This window comes from Actinomadura sp. NPDC048394, from assembly GCF_040651755.1.
Classification (GTDB): Bacteria; Actinomycetota; Actinomycetes; order Streptosporangiales; family Streptosporangiaceae; genus Spirillospora; species Spirillospora montaniterrae.
This window is the reverse complement of record NZ_JBEZJL010000095.1, coordinates 1-14,564: the sequence shown is the minus strand read 5'-3', so window position 1 is coordinate 14,564 and position 14,564 is coordinate 1. Positions and strand designations below refer to the sequence as shown.

16 protein-coding genes are annotated in these 14,564 nt (G+C 71.6%); 10 read left to right on the top strand and 6 right to left on the bottom strand.

Annotation, left to right across the window (positions count from 1 at the left end):
- The first annotated feature begins 111 nt into the window (after nt 1–111).
- Together AB0C78_RS43930 and AB0C78_RS43925 are read left to right on the top strand one after the other, a co-directional pair.
- Nucleotides 112–399, top strand: coding sequence for a DUF3303 family protein (locus AB0C78_RS43930; protein ID WP_360760356.1), 288 nt, complete (start codon nt 112–114; stop codon nt 397–399).
- Between the two features lie 109 nt (nt 400–508).
- Complete coding sequence (locus AB0C78_RS43925; RefSeq protein ID WP_360760353.1) at nt 509–1,129, top strand: TetR/AcrR family transcriptional regulator; 621 nt, start codon at nt 509–511, stop codon at nt 1,127–1,129.
- Between the two features lie 7 nt (nt 1,130–1,136).
- Here the strand turns inward: AB0C78_RS43925 and AB0C78_RS43920 are convergent, their stop codons facing one another.
- Entirely contained in the window at nt 1,137–1,982 is an 846-nt protein-coding gene (locus AB0C78_RS43920; RefSeq protein WP_360760351.1) for a LysR family transcriptional regulator, read from the bottom strand.
- 125 nt (nt 1,983–2,107) lie between these two features.
- Between AB0C78_RS43920 and AB0C78_RS43915 the strand changes: the two genes are divergently transcribed.
- The 3 genes from AB0C78_RS43915 (at nt 2,108) to AB0C78_RS43905 (ending at nt 4,165) form a co-directional block, all read left to right on the top strand.
- A complete protein-coding gene (locus AB0C78_RS43915; protein WP_360760348.1) occupies nt 2,108–2,827 on the top strand; it encodes an SDR family oxidoreductase in 720 nt (239 codons plus the stop codon).
- Nucleotides 2,828–2,915: 88 nt separating this feature from the next.
- Nucleotides 2,916–3,545 (top strand): ATP-dependent Clp protease proteolytic subunit, encoded by a 630-nt coding sequence (locus tag AB0C78_RS43910; protein ID WP_360760345.1) that lies wholly within the window; start codon nt 2,916–2,918, stop codon nt 3,543–3,545.
- Nucleotides 3,542–4,165 (top strand): ATP-dependent Clp protease proteolytic subunit, encoded by a 624-nt coding sequence (locus AB0C78_RS43905; protein WP_151540107.1) that lies wholly within the window; start codon nt 3,542–3,544, stop codon nt 4,163–4,165. Before AB0C78_RS43910 ends, AB0C78_RS43905 begins: the two co-directional genes overlap by 4 nt.
- Here AB0C78_RS43905 and AB0C78_RS43900 read toward each other — a convergent pair.
- Both AB0C78_RS43900 and AB0C78_RS43895 read right to left on the bottom strand, forming a co-directional pair.
- On the bottom strand, nt 4,147–4,512 hold the full coding sequence (locus tag AB0C78_RS43900) for a helix-turn-helix transcriptional regulator (protein WP_360760341.1): 366 nt from the start codon (nt 4,510–4,512) through the stop codon (nt 4,147–4,149). The genes AB0C78_RS43905 and AB0C78_RS43900 overlap by 19 nt on opposite strands.
- Nucleotides 4,513–4,589: 77 nt before the next feature.
- Nucleotides 4,590–5,321: an ATP-binding protein gene (locus tag AB0C78_RS43895; protein ID WP_360760431.1), complete on the bottom strand. Its 732-nt coding sequence runs from the start codon at nt 5,319–5,321 to the stop codon at nt 4,590–4,592.
- Nucleotides 5,322–5,484: 163 nt separating this feature from the next.
- On the opposite strand from AB0C78_RS43895, the gene AB0C78_RS43890 reads away from it, so the two are divergent.
- Together AB0C78_RS43890 and AB0C78_RS43885 are read left to right on the top strand one after the other, a co-directional pair.
- Nucleotides 5,485–6,378: a helix-turn-helix transcriptional regulator gene (locus AB0C78_RS43890; protein ID WP_360760338.1), complete on the top strand. Its 894-nt coding sequence runs from the start codon at nt 5,485–5,487 to the stop codon at nt 6,376–6,378.
- 17 nt (nt 6,379–6,395) lie between these two features.
- A complete protein-coding gene (locus AB0C78_RS43885; protein WP_360760335.1) occupies nt 6,396–6,611 on the top strand; it encodes a DUF397 domain-containing protein in 216 nt (71 codons plus the stop codon).
- A gap of 122 nt (nt 6,612–6,733) precedes the next feature.
- On the opposite strand, the gene AB0C78_RS43880 is transcribed toward AB0C78_RS43885, so the two are convergent.
- A complete protein-coding gene (locus AB0C78_RS43880; RefSeq protein ID WP_360760332.1) occupies nt 6,734–8,857 on the bottom strand; it encodes a hypothetical protein in 2,124 nt (707 codons plus the stop codon).
- A 73-nt stretch (nt 8,858–8,930) separates the two neighbouring features.
- Between AB0C78_RS43880 and AB0C78_RS43875 the strand changes: the two genes are divergently transcribed.
- Both AB0C78_RS43875 and AB0C78_RS43870 read left to right on the top strand, forming a co-directional pair.
- Entirely contained in the window at nt 8,931–9,158 is a 228-nt protein-coding gene (locus AB0C78_RS43875; RefSeq protein WP_360760329.1) for a hypothetical protein, read from the top strand.
- A gap of 161 nt (nt 9,159–9,319) precedes the next feature.
- Nucleotides 9,320–10,519: a cytochrome P450 gene (locus tag AB0C78_RS43870; protein ID WP_360760326.1), complete on the top strand. Its 1,200-nt coding sequence runs from the start codon at nt 9,320–9,322 to the stop codon at nt 10,517–10,519.
- Nucleotide 10,520: 1 nt separating this feature from the next.
- Here the strand turns inward: AB0C78_RS43870 and AB0C78_RS43865 are convergent, their stop codons facing one another.
- Together AB0C78_RS43865 and AB0C78_RS43860 are read right to left on the bottom strand one after the other, a co-directional pair.
- Nucleotides 10,521–11,933, bottom strand: coding sequence for a glutamate decarboxylase (locus tag AB0C78_RS43865; protein ID WP_360760323.1), 1,413 nt, complete (start codon nt 11,931–11,933; stop codon nt 10,521–10,523).
- Nucleotides 11,934–12,036: 103 nt separating this feature from the next.
- Nucleotides 12,037–12,702, bottom strand: a complete 666-nt coding sequence (locus AB0C78_RS43860) for a TetR family transcriptional regulator (RefSeq protein WP_360760320.1) — start codon at nt 12,700–12,702, stop codon at nt 12,037–12,039.
- Between the two features lie 156 nt (nt 12,703–12,858).
- On the opposite strand from AB0C78_RS43860, the gene AB0C78_RS43855 reads away from it, so the two are divergent.
- A complete protein-coding gene (locus AB0C78_RS43855) occupies nt 12,859–14,481 on the top strand; it encodes an MFS transporter (RefSeq protein ID WP_360760317.1) in 1,623 nt (540 codons plus the stop codon).
- The last annotated feature ends 83 nt before the right edge of the window (nt 14,482–14,564 follow it).

Genomic DNA, 14,564 nt, shown 5'->3' with positions numbered 1-14,564 from the left:
GCCTGCGCGTTTGCCGCGGAACCGGAGGGACACACTCACCCCGACGCCGCCGGGCTCCCACGAGCGCGCGGGCATCCGCGCCGGTCCGGCGGCATTCGGGGGATGAGTGCGATGAGGGTGATGCTGCGGGCGCGGTTGGACACCCGGCTCGGCAACGAGGCCATCAAGAACGGCACGATGCCGCAGGCCATGCAGACGCTGATGGAGCGGCTCAAGCCCGAGGCGGCCTACTTCTCCCCGAGCGAGGGCAAGCGGTCGTGCACCATCGTGTTCGACATGCAGGACAGCTCGCAGATCCCGGCCATCGTCGAGCCGCTGTTCACGGCGCTGGGCGCGGACGTCGAGATCGTCCCGGTGATGAACCTGGACGACCTGCAGAAGGGCCTCGCCGCCCTCTGACCGCCCGGGCCGCGCTCTGACCGCCGGGCGGCGCTCTGACCGCCCGGGCGGCCCGGCGCGAACCGGGACCCCGATGACCGCATAATCCGATTATCGGGATAATCGGATTATGCGACTGACGAGGGAGGAGACCAAGGAGCGCAACCGGCGGGCCCTGCTCGACGCCGCGCTCCGGACCGTCTCCCGGGACGGCTACCAGGCCAGGCTCGAGGACATCGCGGAGCGGGCCGGCCTGACCACCGGCGCCATCTACTCGCTGTTCGGCAGCAAGGACGGGCTGATCACCGAGCTGGTCACCCGCTACCTGCGCCCGCACTACGCGGAGATCGAGCGCGCCGTGCCCGCGGGCCTGCCGCTGCTGGAGGCGGTCGCCGCCTTCGCCCGGTACTACCGGCGCACCTGCGACGGCCCGGGCGCGCGGTCGGGCCTGTCGCTCCAGCTCGGCCTGCTCGACATGGCGCTGCGCACCCCCGACCCGGGTGCGCAGCTCGCGCCGCTCTTCCGCATGCACGAGGAGCAACTCGTCGCGCTGTTCACGGGCCGGGCGCACGGCGGCGGCACCGTCACGCCCGGGCAGGCGAAGCGGCTCGCCGTCGCGCTCGGCGCGCTGTTCGTCGGCCTCGGCCAGGGCGTCGTCCTCGGCCTCGCCCCCGACGCCGACGAGCAGTACTTCGCCGACGCCGCCGTGGCGCTGGTGTCCGGCGGGTCCCTCCTCACGGCGGCGGGGTGAGCGGGCGCTAGAGGCGGGTCGCGACGTCCACCAGGCCGGCGAGGGCCAGGGAGCGGCTGTGCGGCGGCCACGCGATCAGCGTCGTCACCTGGGGCGCGTCCAGCACCGGGACGGCGGCGAGGCGCTCGCCCAGCTGGGCCCGGCACGACTCCGGCAGCACCGCCGCCGCCCGGCCGAGCGCGATGAGCTGCAGCAGCTGCGCGTGGTCGCGGACCCGCAGGCCCGGGCCGTCGGGGTAGGTGCCGTCCGGGCGCGGCCAGCGCGGCAGCGGCAGGCCGGGCAGCGCGGCGACGTCCGCGACGCGCAGGTGGCGCCGGGTCGTGAGGGGGTGCCCGGCCGGCAGGATCGCGACCTGCCCCTCGGTGAGCAGTTCCTCGGTGTCGAGCCCGGTCGTCGAGTCGAACGGCGTGTGCAGCAGCGCCACGTCGGCCCGCCCGTCGCGCAGCATCCGCTCCTGCTCGCCGGGGCCGCACAGGACGACGTCGACCTCGGCGGCGCCGGGTTCGGCGGCGTACGCGTCGAGCAGCTTCGCCAGCAGCTCGCCGGACGCCCCGGCCTTCGTGACGAGGACCAGCGCGGGCCGTCCGGCCGCGGCGGCGGCGCGGCGGGTGCGGCGGTCGGCGGCCTCGATCGCGTCGAGGGCGGCCCGGCCCTCGCGCAGCAGCACCGCCCCGGCCTCGGTCAGCGCGATGGTGCGGTTGGTGCGGTCCAGCAGCGTCGCGCCGAGCCGCCGTTCGAGCCGCTGGATCGCCCGCGACAGCGGCGGCTGCGCGATCCCGAGCCGGTCCGCCGCGCGCCCGAAGTGCAGCTCCTCGGCGACGGCGACGAAGTACCGCAGCTCCCGCGTCTCCATGCCGCCACGGTACCCGCCGCGACCCCCTCCGCGGCGCCCCTGACCTCGGTGCGATACCGCCGGGGTATCGCGTCCCACCCAGACGGTGTTGGAAGCCGAGCCCGCCCCGCAGCGAGGATCGTGGCATGACCGAAACGAAGACCGCGCTGGTCACCGGCGCGAACAAGGGGATCGGCTACGAGATCGCGGCCGGGCTGGGCGCGCTCGGCTGGAGCGTCGGCGTCGGCGCCCGGGACGACGGGCGCCGGGACGCCGCCGTCGCGAAGCTGCGCGCCGCCGGCGTCGACGCATTCGGAGTGCCGCTCGACGTGACCGACGACGCGAGCGTCACCGCCGCCGCCGCGCTGCTGGAGGAGCGCGGCCTCGACGTGCTCGTCAACAACGCCGCCATCACCGGCGGGATGCCGCAGGAGCCCACCGCGGTCGACCCCGCCACCGTGCGGACGGTCGTGGAGACCAACGTCCTCGGCGTCATCCGCGTCACCAACGCGCTGCTGCCGCTGCTGCGCCGCTCGCCGTCCCCCCGGATCGTGAACATGTCCAGCACCGTCGGGTCCCTCACCCGGCAGACGGCCCCCGGCGCCCAGACCGGCCCGATCTCCGCCGCGTACGCGACGTCGAAGACGTTCCTCAACGCCCTCACCGTCCAGTACGCCAAGGAACTGGCGGACACGAACATCCTGATCAACGCCGGCTGCCCGGGCTTCTGCGCGACCGACCTCAACGGCTTCCGCGGCGTCCGCACCCCCGAGCAGGGCGCGGCGATCGCGATCCGGCTCGCGACCCTCCCCGACGGCGGCCCGACCGGCACCTTCAGCGACGACGACGGCCCCGTCCCCTGGTAGCCCGTCGCCGTGGCGCGCTGCTGAGAGCGGATCCGCCGTGGGCAGCGCGGGCTGTGACCGGTGCCCGCGCTGCCGCAGGCTGAAGGGCATGAGCGAGGAACAGAAGATCCCTTTGTTCAACGAGCGCGTGCGCAGCGAGCTGTACGCCCAGCGCGTCCTCGTGCTGGACGGCGTGCTCGACGACGACAACGGCACGCTGCTGGCCACGCAGCTGATCACCCTGGCGGGCGAGGACCCGTCGGCCGACATCGCGCTGTGGATCCATTCCCCCGGCGGGTCCGTGCCGTCGATGCTCGCGATCCGCGACGTCATGCGGCTCATCCCGTGCGACGTGGCGACGGTGGTGCTCGGCATCGCCTACAGCGCCGGGCAGTTCCTGCTGTCGTCCGGGACGCCCGGCAAGCGCCGCGCGATGCCGCACGCCCGGGTGCTGATGCACCAGGGGTCCGCCGGCATCGGCGGCGCCGCCGTCGACATCGAACTGCAGGCCAACGACCTGCGCCACACCCGTGACACGGTGCTCGGCCTCATCGCCGAGGACACCGGCCAGCCGCTCGAGCGGGTCTTCGAGGACTCGCTGCACGACCGCTGGTACACGGCGCGGGAGGCGCTGGAGTACGGGTTCATCGACGCGATCGTCGGGTCCTACGACGACATCGTGCCGCCGCGCCGCCGCCCCGTGGGGCTCGGCGCCCCGTCCGGAGGAGCAGGCCGATGAGCACCTACACGATCCCGAACGTCATCGCGCGGGACTCGCGCGGTGAACGGATCATGGACGTCTACTCGCACCTGCTGACGGAACGGATCATCTACCTCGGCACCGCCATCGACGCCGGGGTGGCGAACGCGCTCGTCGCGCAGCTGCTCCACCTGGAGGCGGACAGCCCGGAGGCCGACATCCAGCTGTACATCAACTGCGAAGGAGGGGACCCGAGCGCGATGCTCGCGGTGTACGACACGCTCCGCTACATCCGGCCGCAGGTGGCGACGACGTGCGTCGGGCAGGCCGTCGCGGTGGGCGCGGTGCTGCTCGCCGCGGGCGCTCCCGGCAAGCGCGCCGCGCTGCCGCACACCCGCGTCGTCCTGCACCAGCCGATGGGGCAGGGGCGCGGCGCGATCCCGGACCTGATCCTGCAGGCGGACGAGGTCGTCCGCGTCCGCGCGGACATCGAGCAGATCCTGTCCCGGCACACCGGGCAGGACACCGCGACGCTGCGCACGGACACCGACCGCGACCGCGTGTTCACCGCCAAGCAGGCGCTGGAGTACGGCCTCATCGACCACGTGATCGAGGAGCGCCAGCCGGAGCCCCTGGACGGCTACGCCGCGAGGGCGTAGGCGGCCTGGCAGGTCGGGCCGGCCGGCGCGGTCCCGGCCGGCGCGGCCAGCAGGCTCGTCGCGACCGCGAGCGTGAGGTCGGCGAGCGTCACGTCCAGGGCGCCGGCGACCGCCGCGATCATCTCGCTCGACGGCTCCTTGACGCCGCGCTCCATCTCGGAGAGGTACTGCGGGGACACCCCGGCGCGGCGGGCGGTCTCCGTCAGGATCTCGCCGCGCTCCAGGCGCAGGCTCCGCAGGCACCGGCCGAGCGCGTCGCGCCACAGCGGCTCCGCCGGCGGGCGCGTCGCGTCCGGCCCGTGCGGCGTCTCGTCGGCGGGCGTGAGCGGTCGCGTGATCTCGGCCATGCGCCCAAAATAACCCGCCGCCGCCCCCCGAAGCCACGCGTTCCGCCCACCGCAGAACGACCCCCGGCCCCGCCGCGTCACGGGGTCCCGCCGTCCAGATGGCGGACGACCTGCTCGACCGTCTCCTGGAGGTCGACGAGCGGACGGCGCACGTAGCGGGTCGCGGACGCCCACCAGCAGAAGTGCCGCCGATGGACCCAGACGTTCAGGCCGGGCAGAACGACGACCGAGACGCCGCGTTCATCGCTGGTCCGCGTCGCCCGGAACCCGCGCCGCGTCACACAGAGCAGGAGGCACTGCGCGGCCGTCCCCGGATGGACCTCGACCGTCCGGCCTGGCCAGTCGAGGGGAAGCGGAAGCAGGAACCAGACGGCCTTCCCGCGCACGGCCTCCTCGGCGACCCGCGACCGTGTCGCCGCGCATCCCCACCCGGCGGTGAACTCCTCAAGGATCGCCAGCCCCTTCCCGCGCTCGTCGAGGAGACCGGCGCCGGACGCATGCGGCAGTGCCGTCCGAGCGCAGTCGAACACCGAGACGACGAGTTGAGGGGACGGGACCGTCCGCGCCCACACCCACAACTCCGGCGGCGCATGCGGCCGGTCCTGCGGATCGGGATGCCCGTAGCGGAGCGCGTTGGTCGCGGTCTCGGAGACGGCGAGCTTCCCGTCCTCGATCACGTCCCTCCCCAGCCCCAGCCCGGCCAGCGTCCGCTGGAGGTGGGACCGCGCCGTCGCCGGCCCGCTCTCGTCACTCGGAAGCCGCCACGCACAAGCCCCACCCACCCCCAGGCTCGCCGCACCCTCCACCATCATCGGATCCCGCCCTCTGCCGGTCCCACGGTCGCCGTCGACAGTGATCAGTTGGTCACCGTCAGTGTCTTCTCGGGTCACATGGTGCGCCGACCGCCACCGTGTCCGCAACAGTTTCAGGGAAGAGAGCGAAAATCGTTCCAGTGATCGTCCGCGGATCCGCTTGTCGGCCGACTACGGACTGGGCATGCTCGGTCACATGCCAGCCAGGCCCCCGACAATCCGCGAACGCCGCCTCGCCGCTGAGCTGCGCAGGCTGCGAGAGAACACCACGCCGTTGAACCTCGAGGAGGCCGCCGAGCGGCTCGCGTGGAGCAAGACCAAGCTGTCCCGGATCGAGAACGCCCTTCGCCGTGTCACGCCGGCCGAAGTGCAGCGGATGCTCGACCTCTACGGGGTGGCCGGTCCGCGCTCCGATGCTCTCGTCGGCTTCTCGCGGACGACGCGACAGCGTGGCTGGTGGGACAGCTACGAGAACAGCCTGCCCACCGACTATGCGACGTACATGGGCCTGGAAGCCGAGGCCGAATGGCTCAACTCCTACACGCTGGGTCTGGTCCACGGACTGATGCAGACCGAGGACTACACCTACCACGTGACCAAGTCGATCTTGATGCGCTTCTCCCCGACCTCAGAGGTCGAGCGGCGCGTCTCCGCCCGCATGACGCGCCAGAAGGCATGGCTGGAGCGCGAGCAGCCCGCCAGGTTGTGGACGATTCTGGATGAGGCGGCGCTCACGCGCGCCATGGGCGGCCCCCACGTGATGCGCGCTCAGTACCGCCGCATCATCGAACTGGCCGACCTTCCGCACGTGATGTTCCAGGTCATGCCCGTGGCCGCCGGCGGGCACCCCGGCGTCGTGGGCAGCTTCGCGATCATGGGATTTCCCGAACGCTTCACCCCGGACGTCGTCTACGTCGAGAACATGACCAGCGCCCTGTACATCGAGGACGAGAAGGAGGTGCACACCTACTCTTTGGCGTTCGAGCAGATGGGGGCCATGGCTCTGAGCCCGGAGGAGTCGCTGGCTATGCTCGAACGGCTTGCGCGGCAATAGGTACAAGGAGGGGCATAGTGTCCGATCTCCCTCTCGACCGGGCGATCTTTCGGAAGAGCAGTCACAGCGAAGGAGCCAACGGCTGCGTCGAGACGTGCGCCTCCGGCTCTCGCCGCCTCGTCCGGGACTCGAAGAATCCTGAGGGTGGGTTTCTCAGCCTGGAGCCGGGCGCATGGGCGGCCCTGGTGTCGGAGATCAAGCAAGGGACGTACGACTTCGACGAAGCGCGCTGAAGCGAGCCGCCGGCATTCGACGTGGGTGTTGTAGCGCTTCGGGTCGAGGCCGGAGTGCCCATTTCCTCACAGGGCAGGCGCGGGCTTCCAGCTGGGCCGGTTCTGGCGTCGCGCTCCGGGGGTCAGGAGTCCGGAGGGGGCCAGCCGATGTTTCCTTCGATCATGCGTTGGGCGAAGTTCCGGGCCTCGTCGATGTGGGCGACGTGGCGCTCGGCGCGCTCAATGCGGAAGTCGTGGTCGGAGCCTTCGTCCCATTCGGGATCGTCGTCGAGCTCTTCCATTTCAAGGTGGGTGAGGAATCCGGCCAGCTCAGGGCGCATGTTGCCGGCCGATGCGATGTCCTCCCGGATAGGGGCGGGGAATCCGCAGGAGTACCGAGCGCCGTGGTATTCGTCGACGATGCCGAGGAACACCGCGTCGAGACTGGGAAATGACGCCTGCTCGACGACCTCGGCCGGTAAGGGTGTGCCGTACTTCCGCGCGGCGGCGTTCCAGCAGTCCTGTTCCAGGTCGAGTTCGAGGAGGCGCCGGGCCGTTCGGGATGTGGCCAGTTCGATCAGGCCGTCGTCCCCGATGACGTTGTCGTGCAGGTTCAGTTCCCAGAGTTGCGGCAGCACCGCCCACGATGCGAGCGCTCGCATGCCACGCGACCCGACGCTGTTGTAAGCCAACGAAATGCCGCGGAGGTAGGGCGCGGATGTCGTTGCCGCCAGGGCCTCGATGTCGTCATCGTCGAGACCGCACTCGGTGACGTCCAGAGTTCGCAGCGTGCGCCAGACCGGGGCGTTCGCGAGCGCTTCAGGCCAGCCGTCTACCGGGTTGTGCGACAGGTCGAGAGTGTTGAGGTTCCGCAGCCGCTCGGACCGCATCAGCGCGACGAGGCCGTCCACGCCGAGCCCGGTAGCAGCAATGTTCAGGTACGTCAGCGTTGAAGCGTTGGGCGAAGAGGCCCAGGCCTCGGCTCCGGCGTCGCCGATCGGTTGGACGTCGGAGCGCCCGTAGTAAGGCGAGGCGCCTTTGCGGCCGCTCAGGTCGAGGTGTTCCAGTGCGGGCATCCGGGCGTCGGTCGCCAATCGCCGAGCCCCGGTCGTGCCGATGCGGTTTCGGCTCAGGTCAAGATGCCGCAGGCGCGGAAAGCCGCGGGCAGCGACGAATGCCGCGGCCGTCACGTCCGTGGCGACCAGATCCGTGAGCGCCAGCTTCTCGATGCGGTCGTGGTCGATCCCTTCGAGGACGCCGGCAATGGTGACGTCGCCGACCGGCAGCAGTTCGAGGTTCAACTCGGTCAGCCGGCGCAGCACGCCGCTGGCGACGATGGCGTCCACGCCGCGCGCACCGAGCCCCTCCCGGCCGAGCCCCATCACCGTGCCCCGTACCGTGAGGCTGGTCAGGTTCGCGAGATCGGCGCGCGCGAAGAATGCCTCGCATGCGTTGTCGTCCTGCTCGATGACGTTGCCGAAGTACGGTTCCCACAGCGGCTGCCGTCCGTCCCTGCCGCAGCGGAACCCGATCGCCAGCCGGTCGAGCCGGGCGAGTTCCGCGCAGCCGGCAAGGTCTTGGGCCTCCTCGGTGCCGCAGATGAGCACATCGGCGGAACGCAGGCCGGGCGCGAGTCCCGAACGCATCAAATAGACGAGGTCGGGCGCCCGCAGCCCCGCATGCCGCAGCCGCCACGGCGGTCCGGCGGCCGGGCGGAACGGCGGCTTCCCGAAATGCCACATGTCCTCTCGGACGTCCACCAGATTCAGTGACTCGAGTCGTGCGATGCCGGCGGTACCGGCAAGCTTCGCGACCGACTCCTCATCCGATTCGGTAAGCCCGCGAAAACGGATCGACCGTAGACCGCCCCAGCGGTCCAGGGTCTCGGCCAATGCCGTGAGTTGATCGCCCGCGAACCAGCCGAAATCCAGGTGGGTCACGCCGCGTACTTCAGGCTGAGCGTGCGGATCCGGCAAAGCGGCATCGAGAGTGCCGCACCTCGCCGAGTTCAGCGTCAGCGACCGGACGAGCGGCCACACCGGCTTCGAGTGACCGGCTTCCAGCGCGGCGAGCCAGGACCACGGCGCCTCGCGCATGGCGTCAGGCCACGAAGCGAGTCGCTCGCCGCACAACGAGACGAGATGCCGTGGGCTGCCCGCACGGCCGAGTGCAGCGCAGAGAGCACGGAACGCGATCTTGCTCGGCGGGCCGTCGAGGATCCGCTCGACCTCGACCTCGCCCTCGCCCTCGGCGTCGTTGTCGATCACAGCCAGAATCTACTGCCCGTGACCCGGACGGTCCGCACGGCATCCTGGCGACTCTGCGGCAGGAGCCGGTCAGGTGCAGGACGATCTCGCCGTCTCCGTCGGCGACGCTCGTGTCGAGCAACAGATCGGCGTGGGCTTCGGTCAGTTCATCGAGCCATCTGGTCTCATGCGCCGCTACTGCCGAACGGTGGGCTGGGAGGCCGAATATGAGGTGGGTCGATTGCCTGGCGGGTTTCTGGTGGGAGGATCGCGCGTTATTCCGCGTTGCGGGTCGGGCATTGTTCTTCCGTGGCTCTGTTGACGACCCCTAATGCCGATTTTTCGGTGCCGTAATGCCTGGTCGGGGTAGTGGGGGCTGGTGCGGTGGCCAGCTTCACGTGGCATATCGGTGATGTCGCGGCGGGGTATTCGGGGTGATTATCGGCATGGCGAATCTCCTGGTCTGTCAACTTTGGAGTGGCTGTGCAGAAGCTTCCGGAATTTCCGTTCCCGGCGGATCATGCCCTGCGGCCCTCGCCGCTGCTCGCGGACCTGCGGGCCGGCGGCGCGCCCGTCCGCGTCCGGCTCGGCTACGGGGCGCCGGCCTGGCTCGTCACGCGGTACGAGGACGCCCGCACCGTGCTGAGCAGTCCCGCGTTCGGGCGCGACCACGAGCGGGCCGGCATCCCGGCCGACGGCATCGCCGGGATGACGCCGATCGACCCGACGAGCCGGACGCTGCTCAGCGAGGACCCGCCCGACCACACCCGGCTGCGCCGCTTCGTGTACCGGACGTTCACGCCGCGCCGCGTGGAGGCCCTGCGCGCCGGCACGGAGCGGATCGCCGGACGGCTCCTCGACGCGATGGTCGAGGCGGGTGCGCCCGCCGACCTCGTCGAGGGGTTCGGGCTGCCGCTGCCGATCCAGGTCATCTGCGACCTGCTCGGCGTCCCCGTCGCCGACCGGGCCCGGTTCACCGGCTGGGCGGACTCGCTGCTCAGCACGTCCGACCGGTCCCTGGCGGAGATCACGGCCGACATCGACGAGATGAACGGCTACCTGGCGGACCTGGCGGCGACGCGGGTCGGGCACCCGACCGGCGACCTCATCGGGTCGCTGGTGCGCGAGCGGATCGAGGGGGACCGGCTCGGCGAGGAGGAGGTGAGCAACCTCGTGCGCGCGATCCTGATCGCCGGGTTCGAGACCACCGCGTCGCAGGTCCCGAACTTCGCCTACCTGCTGCTCGAAGGCGGCGAGTACGCGCGGATCGTCGCCGATCCCGGCCTCGTGCCGACGGCCGTCGAGGAGCTGCTGCGGTGCGTCCCGCTGATCGCCCAGGGGTCGCTGACGCGGTTCGTGCTGGAGGAGGTCGAGCTCGGCGGCGTCACGCTGCGGCGCGGGGACCAGGTCCTCGTCGAGCTGGCCGCCGCGAACCGGGACTCTGCGGCCTTCCCCGCGTCCGAGACGATGGACATCGCCCGCGAGAGCAACCCGCACATCGCCTTCGGGCACGGCCTGCACCGGTGCCTGGGCGCGGCGCTCGCCAGGATGGAGCTCCAGGTCGCGCTGTCCGCGCTGGTCACGCGGCTACCCGGGCTGCGTCTCGCGGTGCCGGCCGGCGAGGTGCCGTGGCATGCCGACCGGTTCGTGCGGCGCCCGAAGGAGCTGCTGGTCAGCTGGTGAGTCAGTGGCGGCCCGGGGTGGTGGGGTGCTTGGTCTCGGCGCCGTGCGCGAAGCCGCCGGAGTCGTCCGCGGTGCGGACCGGCGACGGCTGGGCCGACAGCCGGGGCAGGACGCGGCGCAGGTCGTCCAGCAGCAGGTCGGCGAGGTCGTGGCTGAAGCCGTTGCGGACGACGACGCGCAGCACGGCGAGGTCCTCGCGGTTCTTCGGGAACGTGTAGGCGGGGACGAGCCAGCCGTGCTCACGCAGCGCGGCGGAGACGTCGAAGACGTTGAATCCGGCGCCGTCGCGGGTGCGGAACGCGAAGACCGGGATGGCGGAGCCGTCGGTGATCAGCTCGAACGGGCCGAGCTTGGCGATCTCGGCGGCGAGCCGGGTCGCGACGTCGCGGCAGGTCTGCTGGACGCGGCGGTAGCCCTCGAAGCCGAGCCGCAGGAAGTTGTAGTACTGCGCGACGACCTGCGCGCCGGGGCGGGAGAAGTTCAGCGCGAAGGTCGGCATGTCGCCGCCGAGGTAGTTGACGTGGAAGACGAGGTCGTCCGGCAGGGCGTCCTGGTCGCGCCACAGCGCCCAGCCGACGCCCGGCATGACCAGGCCGTACTTGTGCCCGGACGTGTTGATCGACGCGACGCGGGGCAGCCGGAAGTCCCACGGGAGGTCCGGGTCGAGGAACGGGGCGATCATGCCGCCGGACGCGCCGTCCACGTGGACGGGGACGTCGAGGCCGGTGCGCTCCTGGAGGTCGTCGAGCGCGGCGCAGATGTCGGCGACGGGCTCGTAGCTGCCGTCGAAGGTGGAGCCGAGGACGGCGACGACGCCGATGGTGTTCTCGTCGCACAGGGCGACGGCCTCGGGGGCGCCGAGGTGGTAGCGGTCGCCCTCCATCGGCACGTAGCGGGGCTCGACCTCGAAGTAGTCGGCGAACTTCTCCCAGCAGATCTGGACGTTGACGCCCATCACGATGTTGGGCCGGCCCTTCAGGCCCTTCCGCTGCCAGCGGCGCTTCAGGGCGAGGCCGCCGAGCATCGCCGCCTCGCTGGACCCGGTCGTGGAGCAGCCGGCGGCGTGCCGCGGGTCGGGGGCGTTCCAGAGCCGGGCGAGCATGTGGACGCAGCGCATCTCGAGCTCCGCGGTCTGCGGGTACTCGTCCTTGTCGATCATGTTCTTCTCGGCGCACTCGGCCATCAGCCGCAGCGCCTCCGGCTCGGCCCAGGTGGAGACGAACGTGGCGAGGTTCAGCCGGGCGTTGCCGTCCAGCATCAGCTCGTCGTGGACGAGCTGGTAGGCGGTGCCGGGCTCCATCTCGCCGCGCGGCAGCGCGTACCGGGGCACCTCGACGGGCTCCCGGCTGAAGATGGGGTTGACCTGCAGGTCCCGCTCGCCGCGGCCGTCGTGCCGGGGATGCTTCAGCGCCATGGTCGCGTCCTCTCCGGGGCCGTCCTCGGCCGTCCTCGGGAGGCGGTACCCCGCCCGCCCCGGGACCACACCGGGGCGGGACGCGGGCGCGTCGAACGCGGTTCTAGGAGTTCAGGCCCTGCTCGAGGATCGCGAAGGCCTGGTCGATGGTCTCCGACAGCGAGCCGAAGGCGCCCTCGTGCCGGCGGGCGACGTCGGAGGCGGCCTGGAACCCGCAGGTGGCGGAGGCCGCGATCACGTGCGGGCGCAGGTCGGTGGCGGGGTCGGTGCCCATCCGCTCGGCGATGATCTGCGTGAGCAGCTGCTGCTTCTTCTGCGCGTGCTCGAGGCTGCCCGCCATCAGGGTCGGGCTGTCGCTCATCATGCTGAGCAGGCACTGGAAGCGGTCGGGATCGAAGCCCAGCTCGCCGCGCTCGCAGGCGCGGGCGATCTCCACCACGGTGCGCCGGAGCGCGGTCATGATCGGCTCGTCCGGGGGGCGTTCGGCCAGCGCCGCCATGACGGCGCGGGTCTGCTCCTCCTGGAAGGTGAGCGCGACGTCCTCTTTCGAGGCGAAGTAGCGGAAGAACGTGCGGGACGAGACGTCCACGGCGTCGGCGATCTCCTCGACGGTGGTCGCGTCGAACCCCTTCTCGGCGAAGAGGGTGAACGCGGCGTCGACGAGCGCCTCACGGGTGCGCTGCTTCTTGCGTTCGCGCCGGCCCGGGGGCTGGGATCCGGGGCCCGCGGGCGGGGTGCCCTGGCGGGTCTCGGGGGCGGTCGCGGTCATGTGCGAAGTGTAACGACGCGCGGACCCGACGCCAAGTGACGGTGAACGAAGATTGTCGTGATCTGAATCATGTCTCTTGATGACGCGAGGCATTTGACGACAAGTGTCAGCACATGACAGTTTGGGATCCTCAACGTCGCTACGGAGGCTCCGCCCATGTCCCAGACCCGAGGCGCCGAGGTGCTCGACCCCGGCGCGTCCCGCCCGTCCCGGCCGCGCGACCAGGCGCGCGGGCGACCCGCCCGCCGCGGTCACGGGCATCCCTGGCTCACCCTCGTCGCCGTCGCCCTCGGCGTGATGATGGTCGGCCTGGACGCCACCGTCGTCTCCATCGCCAACCCGGCGATCGCCAAGGACCTCGGCGCGTCCCTGTCCGGCCTGCAGTGGGTGACCAACGCCTACCTGCTGGCCCTCGCCGTCACGCTGATCCCGGCCGGCAAGATCGCCGACCGGTTCGGCCGCAAGCGCACCTTCCTCGCCGGCGTGATCGGCTTCGGCGTCGCCTCGCTGGCCATCGGGCTGTCCGGCGGCCTCGGCATGGTGATCTTCTGGCGGGTCGTGCAGGGCTTCGCGGGGGCGCTCCTGCAGCCCGCGAGCCTCGCCATCCTGCGCAACACCTTCCCCGCCGACAAGCTCAACGCCGCCATCGGCATCTGGGGCTCCACCGTCGGCATCTCCATCGCGGGCGGCCCGATCGTCGCCGGCCTGCTGGTCGAGAACGTCAACTGGGAGTCGGTGTTCTTCCTGAACGCCCCGCTCGGCCTCGTCGCGCTGCTGGTCGGCCTGTGGGTGATCCGCGAGTCCAAGGACGAGGAGGCGTCCGGCTCGTTCGACCTGCCCGGCGTCGCGCTGCTGACCGGCGCGCTGTTCGCGCTGGTCTGGGGCCTGATCAAGGCCGGCGAGCACGGCTTCGGGCACGCCACCCCGCTGGTGTCGTTCGCCGCGTCCGTCGTGCTGTTCGCCGCGTTCGCGTGGAACGAGCTGCGCGCCGAGCACCCGCTGCTGCCGCTGTCGCTGTTCCGCTCGGTGTCGCTGTCGGCGGCGACCGGGCTGATCGTCCTCGGCTTCTTCGGGATGTTCGGGACGATCTTCTTCATCACCCTCTACCTGCAGCAGGTGCACGGGATGAGCCCGGTGGACGCGGGCGTGCGGATGCTGCCGATGACCGGCATCTTCATCGTCGCCTCGCCGATCGCGGGCGCGCTCACCAACCGGTTCGGGCCGCGGCTGCCGCTCGTGCTCGGCATGGCGTTCACCGCGACCGCCATGTTCGGCCTGTCGCGGATCGGGGTGGACGCCCCGTACGTGCAGCTCTGGCCGTGGTTCGTGCTCGTCGGCCTGGCGTTCGGCATGGTGATCGTCGCCGGCACCGAGGCCATCGTTGGGAACGCCCCGGCGCACCTCGCCGGCGTCGCGGGCGGCCTGCAGCAGACGGCGTCGCAGGTCGGCGGCGTCCTCGGCACCTCCGTGCTGGGCGTGCTGCTGTCGACGAAGGTCGGCGACGTGCTGTTCGGCCGGCTCACCGAGTCGGGCGTGCCCGCCGGGGCGGCGCACCAGCTGTCCGGGACCGACGGGCTCGTCGCGCAGGGCGTCGCGCCCGTCCCGCCCGGCACGCCGGGGCCCGCCGCCAAGGCCATCACCGACGGCAGCCACCTGGCGTTCATGGACGGCTTCCAGACCTCGCTGACGGTCGCCGGCGCGGTCGCCGTCGTCGCGGTGCTCGCGGCGCTGCTCGTCCGCCGCGGCAACACGCCGGTGGACGCCGCGGCCGCCGTCTGACCCGTCCCGCATGACCCGCGGTGCGCCGTCCCACTCGCCGCCCAGGGACGGCGCCGGGCTCGCGTACGGCGGCGCGGTGCGCC

Bases quoted from the DNA above. Each gene is read 5' to 3' on its own strand.
- AB0C78_RS43895 (WP_360760431.1), bottom strand. From the start codon at position 5,321: ATGGTGGAGGGTGCGGCGAGCCTGGGGGTGGGTGGGGCTTGTGCGTGG.
- AB0C78_RS43915 (WP_360760348.1), top strand. From the start codon at position 2,108: ATGACCGAAACGAAGACCGCGCTGGTCACCGGCGCGAACAAGGGGATC.
- AB0C78_RS43900 (WP_360760341.1), bottom strand. From the start codon at position 4,512: ATGGCCGAGATCACGCGACCGCTCACGCCCGCCGACGAGACGCCGCAC.
- AB0C78_RS43855 (WP_360760317.1), top strand. From the start codon at position 12,859: ATGTCCCAGACCCGAGGCGCCGAGGTGCTCGACCCCGGCGCGTCCCGC.
- AB0C78_RS43865 (WP_360760323.1), bottom strand. From the start codon at position 11,933: ATGGCGCTGAAGCATCCCCGGCACGACGGCCGCGGCGAGCGGGACCTG.
- AB0C78_RS43910 (WP_360760345.1), top strand. From the start codon at position 2,916: ATGAGCGAGGAACAGAAGATCCCTTTGTTCAACGAGCGCGTGCGCAGC.
- AB0C78_RS43925 (WP_360760353.1), top strand. From the start codon at position 509: ATGCGACTGACGAGGGAGGAGACCAAGGAGCGCAACCGGCGGGCCCTG.
- AB0C78_RS43860 (WP_360760320.1), bottom strand. From the start codon at position 12,702: ATGACCGCGACCGCCCCCGAGACCCGCCAGGGCACCCCGCCCGCGGGC.
- AB0C78_RS43930 (WP_360760356.1), top strand. From the start codon at position 112: ATGAGGGTGATGCTGCGGGCGCGGTTGGACACCCGGCTCGGCAACGAG.
- AB0C78_RS43905 (WP_151540107.1), top strand. From the start codon at position 3,542: ATGAGCACCTACACGATCCCGAACGTCATCGCGCGGGACTCGCGCGGT.
- AB0C78_RS43920 (WP_360760351.1), bottom strand. From the start codon at position 1,982: ATGGAGACGCGGGAGCTGCGGTACTTCGTCGCCGTCGCCGAGGAGCTG.